The 16076-nt window shown below is 63.9% G+C and carries 16 protein-coding genes; 7 read left to right on the forward strand and 9 right to left on the reverse strand.

Translation table 11 applies throughout. The features are described from left to right. The first annotated feature begins 152 nt into the window (after positions 1-152). From cysG to NMG80_RS08710, 6 genes are all read left to right on the forward strand, one after another. Positions 153-1604 (forward strand): siroheme synthase CysG, encoded by a 1452-nt coding sequence (gene cysG, locus NMG80_RS08685; protein WP_254017740.1) that lies wholly within the window; start codon positions 153-155, stop codon positions 1602-1604. Further along, entirely contained in the window at positions 1601-1906 is a 306-nt protein-coding gene (locus tag NMG80_RS08690; RefSeq protein WP_254017741.1) for a DUF2849 domain-containing protein, read from the forward strand. Before cysG ends, NMG80_RS08690 begins: the two co-directional genes overlap by 4 nt. Before the next feature lie 47 nt (positions 1907-1953). Continuing rightward, positions 1954-3624 (forward strand): nitrite/sulfite reductase, encoded by a 1671-nt coding sequence (locus NMG80_RS08695; protein WP_254017742.1) that lies wholly within the window; start codon positions 1954-1956, stop codon positions 3622-3624. Next, positions 3599-4363, forward strand: a complete 765-nt coding sequence (locus NMG80_RS08700) for a phosphoadenylyl-sulfate reductase (RefSeq protein WP_254017743.1) — start codon at positions 3599-3601, stop codon at positions 4361-4363. The genes NMG80_RS08695 and NMG80_RS08700 overlap by 26 nt, the downstream gene beginning before the upstream one ends. 187 nt (positions 4364-4550) lie before the next feature. Continuing rightward, a complete protein-coding gene (locus NMG80_RS08705) occupies positions 4551-5087 on the forward strand; it encodes a DUF934 domain-containing protein (protein ID WP_254017744.1) in 537 nt (178 codons plus the stop codon). A 136-nt stretch (positions 5088-5223) separates the two neighbouring features. Then, positions 5224-5844: a DJ-1/PfpI family protein gene (locus NMG80_RS08710; RefSeq protein ID WP_254017745.1), complete on the forward strand. Its 621-nt coding sequence runs from the start codon at positions 5224-5226 to the stop codon at positions 5842-5844. 75 nt (positions 5845-5919) lie between these two features. Here NMG80_RS08710 and NMG80_RS08715 read toward each other — a convergent pair whose 3' ends face one another. Then, positions 5920-6942 carry a fatty acid desaturase gene (locus NMG80_RS08715; protein ID WP_077381075.1) on the reverse strand — a complete coding sequence of 341 codons (1023 nt, stop codon included), beginning with the start codon at positions 6940-6942 and terminating at the stop codon, positions 5920-5922. Between the two features lie 156 nt (positions 6943-7098). Then, positions 7099-7335 carry a hypothetical protein gene (locus NMG80_RS08720; RefSeq protein WP_254017746.1) on the reverse strand — a complete coding sequence of 79 codons (237 nt, stop codon included), beginning with the start codon at positions 7333-7335 and terminating at the stop codon, positions 7099-7101. Between the two features lie 238 nt (positions 7336-7573). Here NMG80_RS08720 and grpE point away from each other — a divergent pair, with 238 nt between their 5' ends. After that, positions 7574-8209, forward strand: coding sequence for a nucleotide exchange factor GrpE (grpE, locus tag NMG80_RS08725; RefSeq protein ID WP_254017747.1), 636 nt, complete (start codon positions 7574-7576; stop codon positions 8207-8209). Positions 8210-8329: 120 nt separating this feature from the next. Here the strand turns inward: grpE and olsB are convergent, their stop codons facing one another. The 7 genes from olsB to NMG80_RS08760 all read right to left on the reverse strand — a co-directional run bounded on the left by olsB (position 8330) and on the right by NMG80_RS08760 (position 15960). Next, the gene (gene olsB / locus NMG80_RS08730; protein ID WP_254017803.1) at positions 8330-9205 is read right to left on the reverse strand and encodes a l-ornithine N(alpha)-acyltransferase; all 876 of its coding nucleotides are present in this window, start codon (positions 9203-9205) and stop codon (positions 8330-8332) included. 177 nt (positions 9206-9382) lie between these two features. Continuing rightward, complete coding sequence (locus NMG80_RS08735; protein WP_254017748.1) at positions 9383-11671, reverse strand: response regulator; 2289 nt, start codon at positions 11669-11671, stop codon at positions 9383-9385. Positions 11672-11912: 241 nt separating this feature from the next. Then, entirely contained in the window at positions 11913-12902 is a 990-nt protein-coding gene (gene acuI / locus NMG80_RS08740) for an acrylyl-CoA reductase (NADPH) (protein WP_254017749.1), read from the reverse strand. Between the two features lie 79 nt (positions 12903-12981). Then, on the reverse strand, positions 12982-13482 hold the full coding sequence (gene lspA, locus NMG80_RS08745; RefSeq protein WP_254017750.1) for a signal peptidase II: 501 nt from the start codon (positions 13480-13482) through the stop codon (positions 12982-12984). Positions 13483-13496: 14 nt separating this feature from the next. Then, a complete protein-coding gene (locus tag NMG80_RS08750; protein WP_254017751.1) occupies positions 13497-14348 on the reverse strand; it encodes a TrmH family RNA methyltransferase in 852 nt (283 codons plus the stop codon). Beyond that, positions 14349-15386: an RsmD family RNA methyltransferase gene (locus NMG80_RS08755; RefSeq protein WP_254017752.1), complete on the reverse strand. Its 1038-nt coding sequence runs from the start codon at positions 15384-15386 to the stop codon at positions 14349-14351. 88 nt (positions 15387-15474) lie between these two features. Then, positions 15475-15960 carry a DUF1772 domain-containing protein gene (locus tag NMG80_RS08760; RefSeq protein ID WP_254017753.1) on the reverse strand — a complete coding sequence of 162 codons (486 nt, stop codon included), beginning with the start codon at positions 15958-15960 and terminating at the stop codon, positions 15475-15477. Positions 15961-16076: the final 116 nt, after the last annotated feature.

A 16076-nucleotide genomic window follows, 5' to 3' on the forward strand; every position in this document is an offset into this window, starting at 1 on the left:
TCCGCTCCACTCGTGGGCGTGGAATTTTTTTCTCCTACCTCTGGTGCTTGCGGAAAAGCGATTGCTTCGCACGAAGCGATGCGCGAGTGCGTTCCTTCTGCTTGTTCGCGCTCGCGCGTAGAACTGCCAGTGTATTCAGGATTCCGCTCGCTATGCCGCAGTCCCCCGCCAAGCTCAACGCCTTCCCCGTCTTCATGCGGGTCGCGGGCGAAACCGTGGCCATCGTCGGCGGCGGCGAGGAGGCTCTGGCCAAGGCGCGGCTGATCGGCCAGTCGAGCGCCGTCTTGCGCATCATAGCCGATGCCCCGGAGCACGAGTTGCTGGCCTTCATCGCCGCGAATGGCGCCGTCCACATCGTTGCCGCCTACGAGGCCGCGCATCTCGAAGGCGCGGTGATGGTGTTTGCTGCCAGCGGCAACGAGGCGCTTGACCGCCGCGTTGCCGAGGATGCGCGTCGGCTGGGCATTCCGGTCAATGCCGTCGACCGGCCGGAGCTGTGCGATTTCTTCACCCCGGCGCTGGTCAACCGCGCTCCGGTCGCCATTGCCATCGGCACGGAAGGGGCCGGCCCGGTGCTCGCCCAGATGCTGCGCAGCCGCATCGACCGCATGCTGTCGCCGTCGCTCGGGCCGCTTGCTTCGCTTGCCGCCTCGTTGCGCGGCACCGCCGAGAGATTGCTGCCGAAAGGCAATGCCCGCCGCCGCTTCTGGAGCGGCTTTTTCGGCGGCGCGCCGGCTCGCGCCATGGAAGTCGGCCAGCTTTCGCAGGCGCATGATGCCGCCGTCGACCTGTTGCTTTCGAATGCGCCGGCATCGGGCCATGTTGCCTTGGTAGGAGCTGGCCCGGGCGCCGAAGACCTGCTGACATTGCGCGCCCACCGCCTGCTGATGGAAGCCGATGTCATCGTCCATGATGCGCTGGTGCCGGAGGCGATCGTCGCCATGGGCCGCCGCGACGCCGAGCGTCTGCCAGTGGGCAAACGCAAGGGCTGCCACACCAAGAGCCAGGCCGAAATCAACGCGCTGCTGATCGAGCTCGGGCGCGACGGCAAGCGCGTCGTGCGGCTGAAATCCGGCGATCCGCTGGTGTTCGGGCGGGCGGGCGAGGAAATGGCAGCACTGCGTGATGCCGGCATCGCCTATGAGGTGGTGCCGGGCGTCACCGCGGCCTTTGCCGCCGCCGCCGATTTCGAGTTGCCGTTGACGCTGCGCGGCGTGTCGTCGTCGATGGTGTTCACCACCGGCCACGACCTCAAGGGAAATTCGCTGCCCGACTGGGCCAAGCTCGCCATTTCCGGCGCCACGGTCGCCGTCTATATGGGCCGCTCGGTCGCGGCCGAGGTTGCCGGCCGGCTGATCGAGGCTGGCCTGTCGCCGGATACGGCGGTCGCCGTGGTCGAGAATGCCAGCCTTGCCGACCGCCGCCGTTTCCACGGCACGCTCGCCGACCTGCCGTCGCTGGAGGTCCGCGCCGACCTTACCGGCCCGGTGATGACGATCATCGGCGATGCGGTCGCCGGCGCCAATTTTGAACGTTCCGAGCCGCTGGCGGCACACAGGTATGAAGGCGCGGCCCAAACAGCCGCCGAAGGAGTTGAACGATGAAAGTTCTGACTGCAAACCGCCTCGCCGACGGCGAAGCCGTCTGGTACGCCAATGGCGGCTGGGCCGAGACCGTCGACAATGCCGATGTCGCCTATGACAAGGCGGCTGAAGACCGGCTGGAGGCGATCGGCGCCACGGCCTCTGCCAACAATGAAGTGGTCGACGTCAATCTGATCGACGTGACCGTCGCCAATGGTGTCGTCGAGCCGGTCCGGCTGCGCGAAAGGATCCGCGCCGCCGGCCCGACCAACCGCAACGGCCTGGGCAAGCAGGCCCGCCCGGTAGCCGCCCGGGCGGCGTAAACGACCACATCGAAGACAACGGGCGGACGCGCCCGGAAAGACCAGACATGTACCGTTACGATGAGTTCGATCACAATTTCGTCCAGGCCCGCGTCGCCGAGTTCAGCGATCAGGTCGCGCGGCGGCTTGCCGGCGAGATCACCGAGGATCAATTCCGGCCGCTGAGGCTGATGAACGGCGTCTACCTGCAGTTGCACGCCTACATGCTGCGCATCGCGGTACCTTACGGCACGCTCAACAGCAAGCAGCTGCGTATGCTCGGCCACATCGCCCGCAAATACGACAAGGGCTACGGCCATTTCACGACGCGCCAGAACATCCAGTTCAACTGGCCGGCGCTGTCGGATATTCCGGCGATCCTGGCCGATCTGGCGAGCGTCGAGATGCACGCCATCCAGACCAGCGGCAACTGCATCCGCAACGTCACCGCCGACCACTTTGCCGGCGCCGCCGCCGACGAGGTGGCCGATCCGCGTCCTTATGCGGAAATCCTGCGCCAATGGTCGTCGGTGCATCCCGAGTTCTCGTTCCTGCCGAGAAAATTCAAGATCGCGGTGACCGGCGCCGAGCGCGACCGCGCCGCCATCCAGACGCATGATATCGGCCTGCATTTGAAGAAGAACGCTGCTGGCGAACTCGGTTTCGCCGTCTATGTCGGCGGCGGCCAGGGCCGTACGCCGATGATCGCCAAGAAGATCCGCGACTTCCTGCCCGAGGCCGACCTTCTGTCCTATTGCACGGCGATCCTGCGCGTTTACAACCTCTACGGCCGCCGCGACAACAAATACAAGGCGCGCATCAAGATCCTCGTCCACGAGACCGGCGTCGAGGAGATCACCCGCCAGATCGAGGCCGAATGGCAGGAGCTGAAGGATGCGGATCTAAAACTGCCGGAAGCCGACATCCGCGCCATCGATGCCTATTTCGCGCCGCCGGCGCTGGCCGACCGGCCGGAAGGCGACGAGGCGGTCAAGCTCGCCCGCCTCGATTCCAAGAGCTTTTCGGAATGGCTCGACCAGAACGTGGTGACCCACCGCCACCCCGATTATGCCGCCGTGACCATCTCGCTCAAGGGCATCGGCGAAGCGCCGGGCGACGCCTCCGACAGCCAGATGGAAGCGGTCGCCGACCTTGCCGAAAAATATGCTTTCGATGAGCTGCGCGTCAGCCATGAGCAGAACCTGATCCTGCCGCATGTCGCGCGTGCCGACCTCAAGGCGGTCTATGACGCGCTGGTCGACATCGGGCTGGCGACGGCCAATTCCAACCTGATATCAGACATCATCTCGTGCCCCGGCCTCGACTATTGCGCGCTGGCCACGGCGCGTTCGATTCCGGTGGCGCAGGAAATCTCGCTTCGCTTCGCTTCGCTTGAACGGCAGCGCGAGATCGGCGAATTGAAGCTGAAGATTTCCGGCTGCATCAATGCCTGCGGCCATCACCATGTCGGCCATATCGGCATCCTCGGCGTCGAGAAGAAGGGCGCCGAACTCTACCAGGTCACGCTCGGCGGCTCGGCCGACGAGAACACCTCGGTCGGTGAGATCATCGGCCGCGGCTTCAGCTCGGCAGAGATCACCGACGCCATCGAGCAGATCGTCGAGACCTATCTCGGCCTCCGGCTCGACAGAAACGAAAAATTCATCGACGCCTACCGCCGTGTCGGTCCCGCGCCGTTCAAGGAGGCGCTCTATGCTGGCGAAGCCAAGACCGCTTGATCGCATCGTCGACGTCGAGGCCGGCATCGCCGCCGAGGCGGCGGGGCTCGATGCGCTCTATGGTCATCTGAAGCCGCTGGAGATCATCGAGCGGTCGGCCCGGGAATTGTTTCACGGTGAAATCGCCGCGGTTTCGTCGTTCGGGGCGGATTCGGCAGTGCTGCTGCACATGATCGCCAAGATCGACCGGACGCTGCCGGTCATCTTCCTCGACACCGGCAAGCACTTCGAGGAAACGCTCGGCTATCGCGACGCGCTCGTTGCCGATTTCGGGCTGACCGATATAAGGGTGATCACGCCCGAAGAAGCGGCGCTCGAACGGATCGATCCGACCGGTAATCTGAACGAAACCGACACCGACGCCTGCTGCGACGTCCGCAAGGTCGAGCCGCTGGCGCGCGGCGTCGAGCCGTTCCGCGCCTGGTTCACCGGCCGCAAGCGTTTTCAGGCGACGACGCGGGCATCGCTTCCGGTGTTCGAGGCGGTCGGCTCGCGCATTCGCATCAATCCGCTGGCGCATTGGACGACATCAGACCAGGCCAACTATATGCGCGCGCATGCGCTGCGTGAGAATCCGCTGGTCGCCTATGGCTATCTCTCGATAGGCTGCTTCCCGTGCACGCAGCCGGTGCAGCCGGGCGAGGATGCACGCAGCGGCCGCTGGGTGGGGCACGCCAAGACCGAGTGCGGCATCCATTTGTCGGGGCTGGAGAAGTCGCTGACCGACGCATCGCTTTAGGGTATGTCGATATTCAGGTGAGGCCGGCCTGCGAATGGCGGCTTCCTGCGCTTCCGGTGCTCACGTACCCAAAGTACGCTCCGCTCCGGTTCTCGGAAGCCACCATTCTCAGCTCGGCCTGACCTGAATCTCAACACACCCTCGAGTGTTTTGAACTTTAGAATTTTGTGGACTTGGGAATTTCTCGATGAGTGAATCGATAGTGAAAAACGCCACCCGCCTCTGGACCCCGACAGGTTTTAGCGAGGACGAGTGGAGCCATGCCGAGAGCGCCGACGCACTGTCCGGCAATGGCCGCTTCATCCTGCCGTTGCAGGCGTTTCTCGACCTCGATCCGGCGGTGCGCCGGTCGGCGAAGGAGCGCCTCGGCGTCCTGCTTCAGCCCGGCGATCAGCTCGAAAAGATCGCGGACCTGCTCGACCAGATGTCGCTGGTCGCGCTGGCCTTCCCGGCTTTCAGTGACGGCCGCTCCTTCTCCAAGGGCGAACTGCTGCGCAGCCGCTACCGTTTCGAGGGCGCGATCCGCGCCACCGGACAGGTTCTGGTCGACCAGCTTCCGCACATGCTGCGCCTCGGCTTCGACGAGTTCGAAGTGTCAAATCCAGTGTTGCTGAAACGGCTCGAGGAAGGCCGCACCGGCGGCCTGCCGCTCTCCTATCAGCCGACCGTGAAGCCGGAGGCCAAAGGTCCCAAATATTCGTGGCGGCGGGTGCGCGCCAGCTGATCGCCTCCGTTTGGGGGGCACATCTGGTCGGACCACATTGCAGATTCTGTCTTTTATTTTCGGCTTCCGCACCTTAGGATAGGCCCCATTATTTCGCGATCCGAAATAAATGACGCCACCAAGGGAGGAACCGGGAATGGCTGGTAAGAAGATATTGATGCTCGTTGGCGAGTTCAGCGAGGAATACGAGATTTTCGTCTTTGAACAGGCCATGCATGCGGTTGGTCACACGGTCCATGTCGTGTGCCCCGACAAGAAGGCGGGCGATATCCTGAAGACGTCGCTGCACGACTTCGAGGGTCACCAGACTTATACGGAAAAGCTCGGCCACGACTACATCCTCAACAAGACCTTTGCCGAGGTGAATCCGGCCGAATACGACGCCGTCTATGCGGCAGGCGGGCGCGGCCCGGAATATATCCGCATCGACAAACGCGTGCAGGCGCTGGTGCGGCATTTCCACGAGACCGGCAAGCCGATCTTCACCATCTGCCACGGCGCCCAGATCCTGATGGCGGTCGACGGCGTGCTGCGTGGCAGGGAGGTCGCGGCGCTGCAGTATTGCGAGCCGGAAGTCACGCTCGCCGGCGGCACCTACATCGATGTCGCGCCGAGCGGCGCCCATGTCGACGGCAATCTGGTCTCGGCCAAGGGCTGGCCGGGGCTGGCCGCCTTCATGCGCGAATGCCTGAAAGTGCTCGGCACCGAGATCCGCCACGGCGAGATCCTGATGCGCGACGAACGCAAGGCGGCTTGAGCTAGATCTTGGAAAGCCGCCGCACCTGTGGTGCGGCGGCTTTACAGCGCCGCGCGTCCTTTTGGGGGACGCGCTTTACGCGGTCATCCGCGCTTCGCGAAACGACACCAGCTTGCTGCGGCTCTCATCCCACAGCGCCAGCTTGACGCAGCGCAGGCTGTCGAGAAGCGTGACGCGGCCAATTTCGCGCAGTTCCGGATAGTCCCTCAGGACCTCCTGCAGACGATAGCACGGCACCTTGGCGGAGAGGTGGTGCACGTGATGGACGCCGATATTGCCGGTGAACCAGTTCAGTACCGGCGGCAGGTCGTAATAGGACGAGCCGTGCAGGGCCGCATGCTGGAACTCCCATTCGGAGTCCTTTGCCCACTCTGTCTCTTCGAACTGGTGCTGGACATAGAACAGCCAGATGCCGGCGGAACCGGCCAGAACGACGATGGGCAAATGGACGACCAGGAAAGCTTCGAGACCGACGAACCAGACGAGGGCGGCGGCGGCGACCGCGATGGCCGCGTTGGTGGCCATCGACGACACCCAGGGCGTGAGGCCACCTCGCATCATGCCGACCGGCAGTCTCTGCTCAAAAATGAAAAGCCAAATGGGGCCGAGGCCGAACATGACGAGCGGATGGCGGTAGAGGCGATAGGCAAGGCGGCCCCGCCAGGACATTTGCCGATATTCCGCGACAGTCAGCGTCTTGATGTCGCCCGTGCCGCGTTCATCGAGATTGCCGGCGCTGGCGTGATGGGTTGCGTGGGCACGTCGCCAGCAATCGTAAGGCGTCAACGTTAGGATGCCCAGGCCGCGGCCGATCCAGTCGTCGGCGGTGCGGTTGGCGAAGAAGGAACCGTGGCCGCAATCGTGCTGGATCATGAAGATCCGCACCAGAAAGCCGGCGGCTGGAAGGATCAGGATCAGACCCCACCAATGGCCATAGGCATAGGCAGCCGAGGACAGTGCCCACAGGGTGGCAAAGGGGATGAGAGTGATGGCAAGTTCGACGGCGCTGCGCCGCCTGTCAGGTTTCTTGTAGCGCGCCAGGATTTTCAACCAGGCACGCTTGCTGTTCGCCACAGCTTCGGGGGAAATCATGTTCATCAGGAAGCATAGACGGACCATTCCGTCGCCGCAAGGCAGGCATCACGCAAAGTTACTGCGCGTAATTGACGCGCGACGCGCAAGCGTAAGGTGCTGCAATGTGGAATGGCATGCTTGGCTTCTGGGCCGGCACGCAACTCAGGCGAATGTATTCGACTACCGCCGGCGGCGATTGGCGGCTACGCTGCCTTCGATGCCGTCCAGGCGGTCGAGCAATTCCTTGAAACGGTCGGGAATGTCATTCTCAGTCCGGAACGCCGGCAACGCACGCAGAAAGCGGATCGTAGCCTCGGTGCCGAACTGGCGCCTGAGGCCGGCCGCGAGCCGTTCACGTCTTTCGGCATCGTTGCGCGCGCCCTTCTTGCCACGGTCGCCATTGTTGCGGGTTGTCATTTCAAAATCCTATGTCGGCTTCGAAACTCTTCCAGCAGACGAATGGTTCCCGCTTCGCAGCATCTTGGCAACCAAAGCCGACGATTACAGTAAAATTTGAATTAATATCGAAAGGTGTTCATGATGCGCCGTCAGAGCCCTGGCGGCCTCTTCAGTATCGCTTGCCCCTTGATTTTTGGCCGCCAAACCTCGATATCGGGCACAAAATCCACATCATTCGAAATGACGGGAAATGGCGATGAGCGACCAGGCAAAAGACGAACGCGCGCCCGATGAAGCCGAGACGACCGGGGCTGCCACCGACCACACGCAAGGCAGCACCGACGGCGACTATGAAGCGCTTGTGCGTCTGCTGAAGGAAAACGATGAGTTGAAGGATCGCGCGCTTCGCGTCGCAGCCGAGATGGAGAATCTGCGCCGCCGTACCGCCCGTGACGTCCACGATGCGCGTGCTTATGCGGTCGCCAATTTTGCCCGTGACATGCTGTCGGTATCCGACAATCTGCGCCGGGCGCTGGACGCGATCCCGGATGAGGCCAAGGCGTCGGGCGATGCCGGTTTCAAGGCGCTGATCGAGGGCGTCGAACTCACCGAGCGTGCCATGCTATCGGCGCTCGAGCGGCACGGAGTGAAGAAGCTCGAGCCGGAAGGCGAGAAATTCGACCCGAATTTCCACCAGGCGATGTTCGAGGTGCCCAATCCGGAGGTGCCGGCCAACACGGTGGTCCAGGTCGTGCAGCCAGGCTTTTCGATAGGCGAGCGGGTGCTGCGGCCGGCCATGGTCGGCGTTGCCAAGGGCGGTCCCAAGCATGTGGCTGGTGAAGCGCCGGTCGAGCCAGGGCCGGTGAATGAGCAAGCTGAGAAGGATGCGTAAGTTAGGGGAGTAGGGGAATAGGGCAGTACGGGAGTAGGGAATAACGCTACGCAAGTGGAGCAGGAGCAATTGCCTACTCCGGCCGTTGCCTTCTCTTCCCCTACTCCCCTACTGCCCTACTCAGGCCGCGAAGCGCTGGGCTTCCCCGCCATAATAATTGACATAGCGGGCGCCGATCTCCTTGACCGGCATCACCACGAACACGTCGACCGTCGAGAATTCGCGGTCGATGACGCAGCCGTCGCCGATGCGCGCGCCGACGCGCAGATAGCCCTTGACCAGCGGCGGCATCGCCGCGATCGCGGCCTTGGCGTTGACCGCCTCGATTGGCATCAAATCCATGCAGCAGTAGCGCCCGGCGACCGCGCGCACGTCCCAGGCCGAATTCGTCCGGCAGTGATGGGCGAGATAGGTTAGCGCTTCGGCGTGCGCCGCCGGCACGGTGCCGGGGAACGAGGCGCAACCGGTCATCACGCCGATCCCATAATGGTTGATATAGGCCCAAATACCTTGCCAGAGCGCCTCGATGGTGCGCTTCGAGCGGTATTGCGGCAAGACACAGGAACGGCCGAGCTCGAGGAAACGCTGGCCGGGGTGGCGGGCGATAAGATTGGTCAGCTCAAACTCGCCCTCGGAATAGAAGCCGCCGGCTGCTGCCGCGATTTCCTGCCGCAACAGGCGGTAGGTGCCGACAATGCGGCGATGCTCGGGACCGGACAGCGAGGTGTCGAAGACGAGCAGATGATCACAGAGCGGATCAAAATGGTCGGCGTCGCGGCGGTCCTGCACCTGAAACAGGGTTTTCCTGGCGCCGAGCTCGTCATAGAACACCCGGTAGCGCACTTCCTGCGCGGCGGCGATCTCGGCCTCGTTGCGCGCGAGTCGCACTTCGAGGTTGCCGATACGGCCGAGCGCTTCGCCTTTTATGACGGCATCGACGTTGCGCCCGGTGAGCAAAGCACCGCTGGCGTTCGGCCGAGCGTCACATTCCGGCATAACTGTATGCACGAGTGATTCTCCTTCGAGCCATCCCTCTTGGCACGGGGATACGGTGTAGGTGCAACAGGATTGTGACAGTACCGTGATAAGGCGCTGCGGGCAATACTTCGTCGGCTGGGCAACTCTTCAACCGGCTATGTTCTGCAGGTAAGCCAGGGAAGGACAGAAGGCGGGTCAAGCGGCCATGTGGCCCTCAACCGCATGGACAAGCGCGTCGGGGTCGAGCGGCTTGGTGACGAAGCCGCTGGCGCCATGGGCGAGCACTGCGTGGCGGGTCTTTTCCTGGCTGTCGGCCGATAGGACCATGATCGGAACCGGCGGCACGGCGGTTTCCTCCTCGTGCCGGCGGATGGCGGCGATCGCGTCCAGCCCATCCATGACAGGCATGTGCAGGTCCATCAGCACCACGTCGAAGCGGTACTTGTGATCGGTGCCGGTGATGGCCTCGACGGCGGCCTTGCCGTTGCCGACCAGTTTCACGCGATGCCCGGCCTTCAGCAGCGTGGCACGGGCAAGCATGGCGTTGATGTCGTTATCCTCGGCGATCAGCACGGACAGGCCCCGCCGCCGGCTGCCAGTGGCGCGGGCGGATGGTGCGCCGCGCTTTTCCGGCTGCGGCGGGGTGAGGGCAGGCACGCTGCTGGTCAAAAGCACGCGAAGCAACGTTTCGCCACGCACCGGCCTTGCCAGAAAGGTGGCGTAGCCGCTGGCGCGGAAGTCGCCCAGCATGCCGCGGTCGGTCGGCGCGATCAGTGTGATCGCCTCGCAATCGGCAAAGCCGCCCTGGCGAAGGCGCTTGAGCAACCTGCCGTCGCCTTCCTCCATGGCCGCATCGACCAAAAGTACGTCACAGCCTTCGGCGAGGGACGCTGCCTGGGCGGCGGTCGCGGCCAGATCGACCTTGCCACCATTGGCGCGGATGGTGCGGGCGATGGCGTCGGCCTCGATGGCGTTCTTCGACAGGATCACGGCGCGCCGCCCTGACAGCGCATTCTGACGGCTCTGCGGCGGCTCGGTGGCCGATATTGCCGGGATTTCGAAGACGAATTCCGAACCCTGGCCAAGCCGGCTCGACACCGAGATTGTGCCGCCCATGGCGATCACCAGGCGCCTGGAGATGGCAAGGCCGAGCCCGGCGCCGCCATGCGCTCGGGTCGAGGTGCCGTCAGCCTGTTCGAATTCCTCGAAGATGCGCTCCATGTCGTCCTCGTGCAGGCCGGGACCGGTGTCGGTGACGGTGAAGCATATGCGGTCGGTGGTTTCGGTGCGGACACGAGCGATGCTCACCAACACGCCGCCGCTGTCGGTGAACTTGATGGCGTTGCCGATGAGGTTTAGCAGCACCTGCCTGACTCTTCCAGGATCGGCTGATATCATCTGCGGCACGTCGGGTTCGACATGGCAGCCAAGGCCGATATTCTTGGCGAAGGCGCGCGCCGCCAGGAGTTCTACGATGTTGTCGGCGATCTCGCGCACCGACATTGGCTGCGGTTCGGGATCGAAGCGGCCGGCCTCGATCTTGGAATAGTCGAGCAGGTCCTCGATCAGCGCCAGCAGCGCGCTGGCCGAGGTCGAGATGGCGCCGACATAGGTCCGTTGTTGCGGCGAGAGCCCGGTGTCCGCCAGAAGCTTAGCCATGCCCATGATGCCGTTCATCGGCGTGCGGATCTCGTGGCTGACGGTGGCGAGGAAGCGCGATTTGGCCTGGCTTGCATATTCGGCTCGCTCGCGGGCGGTGATCAGCGACGTTTCTGCGTGCTTGCGGGCGGTAATGTCGCGGGCGATGGCGCGATGCGAGACAGCACCGCTCTCCTTGTCGCGCACGGACAGTTCGATCCATGAGAACCAGCGCGGGCCGCTCGGTGTGCTAATGGCGACGTCGGTGGAGCTGAGGCATTCATGGTCGGAAAAAGCGGCATCGGGAACGATGCCGACGTCGATGCCGAGTTCGGCCAGGGCCCTGCCGGCAAGGTCGCGCTGGTCGGCTCCGACAAGCTCGGCGAAAACCTTGTTGGCATAGACGATGTGGCCGTCACGGTCGCGATGGACGACGAGATCGCCAAGCGCGTCGATCAGCCCGCGAAAGCGTTCCTCGCTCTCCTGCATCTCCCACACGCGGTCGGCCAGGCTCTCAACCTCGGCGCGGCTGCGCGCTGCGGTCTCGCCAAGGAGCGCAACCGTGCGACGCTGCGTGCGCCTGGCACGCAGATGCACGGCGAGGCCTGCCATGCCAGTCGCCAAAAGGCCGACGGTGATGAAGATCGGCGCGCCGGTCAGATGCGACAGGCCTGCCAGCACGACGATGGCGACGAGCATCAGGAACGGCAGGCCTTCGCGATTGGCGGCGGGCAATTCAGGCGCCAGCGGCGGCGCCGCGACATGCTGCCGGCTTGGCGCCTCCGGGCCGATCCCGTCGACGCTTTCGGCGCTCTCCGTTTCTCTGATGCCGGATTCCGTGACCATGCGGAAACCCTTGCCAGACAGAGATTATGGAAAACTGCGGCGGATTGTTCGAATTTTAGCGGTCCGCGTGGTTTTTGCCTCTCCGCTCCTAATGCGCGTCGCGTTTGGCCGGCCTCATGCGACGCGCTTCCGGTTGTTGTTTTTACGCATGTCGTCATCGCAAAACCGCTGCACGCCCCTCGGGTCAGGCCCTGGATCAGGCCCGACGGCATGCTTTGCGCGACATGCGAGAAGGAAGAGCTCACATGTCCACCACCACGCGACCGCGGATCTTGCCCTCGACGATGTCGTGCGCGGCGTCGATGATGCCATCGAAGCCAATGGTCCTGGACAGGCTGGCGAGCTTCTGGAGGTCGAGGTCCGTGCCGATGCGGCGCCACGCCTCCATGCGGACCGCTTTTGGCGCCATCACCGAATCGATGCCGAGCAGACAAACGCCGCGCAGGATGAACGGGGCGACGCTCGCCGGCAGATCCATGCCGCCGGCCAGGCCGCAGGCGGCGACCGCGCCGCCATAGGAGGTCATCGAAAGGACGTTGGCCAGCGTGTGACTGCCGACCGCGTCGATGCCGCCGGCCCAGCGTTCCTTGGCGAGCGGCTTTGCCGGCTGGGCAAGCTCGTCGCGCGAAATCACTTCTGAAGCACCCAGGTCGGTCAGGTATGGACTTTCAGCGCTGCGGCCGGTCGAGGCGATGACGTGATAGCCGAGGCTGGACAGGATCGAAACCGCGACCGAGCCGACGCCGCCGGCCGCGCCCGTCACCACGACGGGGCCGCGATCCGGCACGATGCCGTGCCGTTCCAGCGCGATGACGCAAAGCATGGCGGTGTAACCTGCCGTGCCGACCGCCATCGCATCATGCGGGCTCATGCCCTGGGGCAGCGCCACCAGCCAGTCGCCCTTGACACGGGCGCGCTCGGCATAGGCGCCAAAATGCGTCTCGCCGACGCCCCAGCCGTTCAAAATGACCTTGTCCCCCGTGCGCCAGTCGGCATGGGAAGACGAGATGACGGTGCCGGCGAAATCAATGCCCGGCACCAGCGGCCAGCGGCGGATCACCGGCGCCTTGCCGGATATGGCGAGGCCGTCCTTGTAGTTCACCGTCGTCGCCTCGACGGCGACGGTGACATCGCCTTCCATCAGGTCGGCTTCGGTGAGGTCGGTGATCGCGACCGACTGCTTCTTCTCGGGGTCGCGCGAAACGAGGATGGCTTTGAAGGTTTCGGGCATGTCGTCTCCTCGGGCTTCTTGAATGGGTCACTGTATGGCGGCAGAAGGCCAGGTCAATCGCCAGGGCAATCGCCCAGGGTCAATCGCTTGAGGGCTTGGCCTCGCGCCGCCAACCAATGAGCTCATCGAGGACGACCACCACCGCGCCGACCGCGATGAAGGCGTCGGCGAGGTTGAAGATGGCGAAGGACCATATTGGGGTGTGAAACAGGATGTAGTCGATCACGTGACCATAGGTAACGCGGTCGAACAGATTGCCGAGCGCGCCGCCGACGATCAGCGCAAAGCCAATGCGGGTAAGCACGTGGCCGGGCGGAGTGCGGGCCGCGAGATAGAGCACGAAAGCGACGACGAAAGCGGCGATGACCACCAGGCCGGTGTCGCCGAAGGACGAAAACATCGAGAAGGCAATGCCGGTGTTGTAAGTGCGATACAATGCCAGGAACGGGACAAGATCGACCTTTTCCTGAAAAGGGAGGCCGGTCTCGACCAGATATTTCACCCACTGGTCGAGCGTAACCGCGGCGGCGACCAGCACGACGTAGGGCAACCAGGATTTTGCCGTTGCGGATTTCACCATTCGGGATGTCACGGTCAGGCGCCCTCCGGGGCAACTTTCAGCGCGCCGCGCCGGATCTCGAACAGCATGATGCCGGTGGCCACCGCGAGATTGAGCGAATCGGCCCGACCGGACTGTGGAATCCGCAGCAATCTGTCGCAGCTTTCGGCCAGGCTTTCGGGCAGGCCCTGCTGTTCGTTGCCCATCATCAGCAGCACCGGGCCTTTGGAAAAGTCGACCGAACGGTAATCGACCGCACCCTTCAGATGTGTGCCGGCAACGAGGCCAGGAAAGCTTTTTCGCCACGCAAGGAAGGCCTCCGGCGTCGCCTTGACGACCGGCACGGCGAAGATCGAGCCCATCGTGGCGCGCACGGTCTCGACGGAAAAAGGATCGGTGGTCTCGCCGACCAGGATGATGCCCTTGGCGCCAACGGCATCGACGGTGCGGATGACGGTACCGAGATTGCCGGGGTCGCGCACGCGGTCGAGCGCCACCCAGACATCGCCGTCTTGAGCGCGGATGTCCTTCAGCGGCAGGAACTTTTGCGAAAAGACGCCGACCACCATTTGCGGGTTGTCGCGGCGGGTGATGGCGACGAGCACTTTTTCCGAAACTTCGAGCACGGTGCCGCCGGCGGCAACTGTGCGCGCCGCGACCTTTTCGACCGCCGCATTGCCGCGTCCGGCTTTGGAGAAGACCAGCGTCCGGATCGACCAGCCGAGGTCGAGCGCGTCGATGACCAGCTTCAGCCCCTCGGCCATGAATGCGTTCTGCTGGTCGCGGTATTTCTTCAGCGAGAGAGCCTTGATGTCCTTGATCAACGGATTGGCAAGGCTGGTGACTTCCTTCACCTGCCCTGGCGCGCCGGCGTGCCGCTCGCTCATTCAGGCCACCCAGCGAGAGAACAGCGAGGTGGACAGCGCCCGGCCGGCGGATTTCTCGCGGATAATCAGTTCGCCGGATTCGACCGTGCCGCCCATGCCGGCAAAAGTGTCGCGCATCAAGGCATGCATGGCGAAGAAGGAAGCGCGGATCGAATAGGCGGTCAGCACGACAGCGAGCGGCTTCGGCGTCAGGATCGAGCGGCAGAGGTCGGTCAGATCAGGCAGATCCTCGAACAATTGCCAGACCTCGCCCCTGGGGCCACGGCCATAGGCGGGCGGATCGAACAGGACGATGTCGTAGCGGCTGCCACGGCGCTCCTCGCGCTCGGCGAATTTTAGGGCATCGTCGACGATCCAACGGATCGGCTTTTGTGACAGGCCCGCCATCTCCTGGTTCTCCCTGGCCCAGCCGATCGCCTTCTTGGACGCATCGACATGGGTGACCTCGGCGCCGGCGCGCGCCGCCACCAGCGAGGCAAGGCCGGTATAGCCGAACAGATTCAGCACTTTGACCGGCCGCTTCGCCGCCGCGATCAGCCCGGCCATGTGATCCCAGTGCGACGCCTGCTCGGGGAACACGCCGACATGGCGAAACGAGGTGAAGCGGCCGAGATAATCGATGCCGTCATGCTTCATCGGCCAGGTTTCGCCGAGCGGCGTCTTGGGGAAACGCCAGCGGCCGATGCCTTCCTCGTCGGTGTCGCCGGTGAAAATGGCGTCGGCGCGGTCCCAGTCTTTGGCCGGCAACGCTTTTTGCCAGATCGCCTGGCCTTCGGGCCGAACGATACGATAGGGGCCGTACTGCTCGAGCTTCTGTCCGGCACCGCTGTCGAGCAACGCGTAGTCGGCGTTGGGCGCCACTTCGAGGATCAGCGGCAGGTGTTCGGCGGGCAGGGCGCCGTCGCGGCGGGAAAGGACGCGCGGCGCGGCTTTCGGCTCGGTGCGATTGCCTGATGCACCGGTTCCGCGCAGTTCCGCCCCGCCCTTTGCGAGCTGATGCGAGCGGCTGTCGCGGCGTTTGTCGCGAAAAGGTTTCAAGAAGGGCATCTCCGGGGCGACGTGGCCCGCTTCTGCCACAGCACATTCACCGGCGCAACAAACGCGGGCGCTGGACATTTTCGAACGGTCAGCCGCGCTTGATGAAAAGCAGGGCGACAACCAGAGATACGAAACCGACGGACTTGAAGCCGGCGACGATCATATGCCCGGTTTCCCAGCGCAGCCGGATCGCTTCGAAGTTCTCCGGAATCGGTCCAGGCACCCAGGTGGCCAGAATATCGTTTGCCGCCTTGACGAGAGAAAACCACATCGCGAGAGACACCGCATAGATCATGGCAGCGGCCAACGCGTACCAGAACGCCGGACGGTCATTGCGCAGCATCCAAGCGAGCAGTCCCGGACAGCCGATCGCGGCCAGGTCCAGTGGCGCGCCAATGACGCCAAACAGCTGGAACTGGGCGTTGAAGACAGTGGCCTCGCGCCAGAGAGAAGGCGACCATTTCGTCAGCCGAGGAGGGGATTCCAGGACATGGGCGAAAGATGGTCCAAGGCTGAGCGCCGCGACAACGGCGGCCAAGATGGACCAGAACAACAGGAACCCACGTATTTCCATAACGCCCGAACAACGGCGTGACGCCGGAGACGTTCCCCTACGGAAGGGAGTAGGGCAGTAGGGAGTAGGGGAGTAGGGGAGTAGGGGAGTAGGGGAGTAGGGGACTAAGGGAGCAA

The sequence above is a fragment of the Mesorhizobium escarrei genome (genome assembly GCF_935825525.1).
GTDB lineage: Bacteria > Pseudomonadota > Alphaproteobacteria > Rhizobiales > Rhizobiaceae > Mesorhizobium > Mesorhizobium escarrei.

Excerpts from the sequence above, each read along its gene's own strand:
- cysG (WP_254017740.1), top strand. The coding sequence starts at position 153 with ATGCCGCAGTCCCCCGCCAAGCTCAACGCCTTCCCCGTCTTCATGCGG.
- NMG80_RS08690 (WP_254017741.1), top strand. The coding sequence starts at position 1,601 with ATGAAAGTTCTGACTGCAAACCGCCTCGCCGACGGCGAAGCCGTCTGG.
- NMG80_RS08695 (WP_254017742.1), top strand. The coding sequence starts at position 1,954 with ATGTACCGTTACGATGAGTTCGATCACAATTTCGTCCAGGCCCGCGTC.
- NMG80_RS08700 (WP_254017743.1), top strand. The coding sequence starts at position 3,599 with ATGCTGGCGAAGCCAAGACCGCTTGATCGCATCGTCGACGTCGAGGCC.
- NMG80_RS08705 (WP_254017744.1), top strand. The coding sequence starts at position 4,551 with ATGAGTGAATCGATAGTGAAAAACGCCACCCGCCTCTGGACCCCGACA.
- NMG80_RS08710 (WP_254017745.1), top strand. The coding sequence starts at position 5,224 with ATGGCTGGTAAGAAGATATTGATGCTCGTTGGCGAGTTCAGCGAGGAA.
- NMG80_RS08715 (WP_077381075.1), bottom strand. The coding sequence starts at position 6,942 with ATGAACATGATTTCCCCCGAAGCTGTGGCGAACAGCAAGCGTGCCTGG.
- NMG80_RS08720 (WP_254017746.1), bottom strand. The coding sequence starts at position 7,335 with ATGACAACCCGCAACAATGGCGACCGTGGCAAGAAGGGCGCGCGCAAC.
- grpE (WP_254017747.1), top strand. The coding sequence starts at position 7,574 with ATGAGCGACCAGGCAAAAGACGAACGCGCGCCCGATGAAGCCGAGACG.
- olsB (WP_254017803.1), bottom strand. The coding sequence starts at position 9,205 with ATGCCGGAATGTGACGCTCGGCCGAACGCCAGCGGTGCTTTGCTCACC.
- NMG80_RS08735 (WP_254017748.1), bottom strand. The coding sequence starts at position 11,671 with ATGGTCACGGAATCCGGCATCAGAGAAACGGAGAGCGCCGAAAGCGTC.
- acuI (WP_254017749.1), bottom strand. The coding sequence starts at position 12,902 with ATGCCCGAAACCTTCAAAGCCATCCTCGTTTCGCGCGACCCCGAGAAG.
- lspA (WP_254017750.1), bottom strand. The coding sequence starts at position 13,482 with ATGGTGAAATCCGCAACGGCAAAATCCTGGTTGCCCTACGTCGTGCTG.
- NMG80_RS08750 (WP_254017751.1), bottom strand. The coding sequence starts at position 14,348 with ATGAGCGAGCGGCACGCCGGCGCGCCAGGGCAGGTGAAGGAAGTCACC.
- NMG80_RS08760 (WP_254017753.1), bottom strand. The coding sequence starts at position 15,960 with ATGGAAATACGTGGGTTCCTGTTGTTCTGGTCCATCTTGGCCGCCGTT.